This is a genomic window from Bacillus sp. LR_5, assembly GCF_042709275.1.
Genome location: NZ_JAVAXX010000672.1, coordinates 1 through 801 on the forward strand (window position 1 = coordinate 1; position 801 = coordinate 801).

The window sequence follows — 801 nt, forward strand, 5'->3', positions numbered from 1 at the left end:
GTGTGTCCCCTATACTGCCTGAAAAGACGCGACTTGGCCGCGAAATCTTTTCGCCATTATTTTTTCACTTGGTTCATTACTTCTTCAGCAAAGTTTTCTTGACGTTTTTCGATGCCTTCTCCAACTTCATAGCGTACATAAGTTTGAACAGTTGCGTTTTTCGCTGCAACCACTTGTTTCACTTTTTCATCTGGGTTTTTAACGAACGCTTGGTCTAAAAGACAAATTTCTTCGAAGAATTTGTTCAGACGGCCTTCAACCATTTTCGCTACGATGTTTTCAGGTTTACCTTCTTGAAGGGCTTGCTGAGTTAAGATTTGACGCTCATGATTTCTTTCTTCTTCAGATACTTGATCACGAGAAATGTAACGAGGGTTAACCGCAGCAACGTGCATTGCGATATCTTTCGCAGTTTCTTCGTCAGTTGTACCGTTTAGAACAGTTAATACGCCGATGCGGCCGCCCATGTGAAGGTAAGCACCGAATGCAGAGCTGTCGTCTTTTGTAAGAACTGTAAAGCGGCGAAGAGTGATTTTCTCACCAATTTTAGCAACTGCACTTGTGATGTACTCTTCAACAGTAGAGCCATTTTCCATTTTTTGACCCATAGCTTCTTCAACATCTGCTGGAGCATTTGCAAGAAGGTGGTCAGCTAAAGTGTTAAGAAGCTCTTTGAAGCCTTCGTTTTTCGCAACGAAGTCAGTTTCAGAGTTTACTTCTAAGATAACGCCTTTGTTGCCGTCAGTTTTAATAAGAGTAGAACCTTCTGCCGCGATACGGTCAGCTTTTTTCGCTGCTTTC

At 42.3% G+C, this 801-nt stretch carries 1 protein-coding gene; it reads right to left on the reverse strand.

Annotated features, from left to right (window positions below; genetic code table 11):
- Positions 1 to 56: 56 nt before the first annotated feature.
- Positions 57 to 801: translation elongation factor Ts (tsf, locus tag RAC86_RS39415; protein ID WP_377887040.1), on the reverse strand; the 745-nt coding region annotated here is incomplete at its 5' end.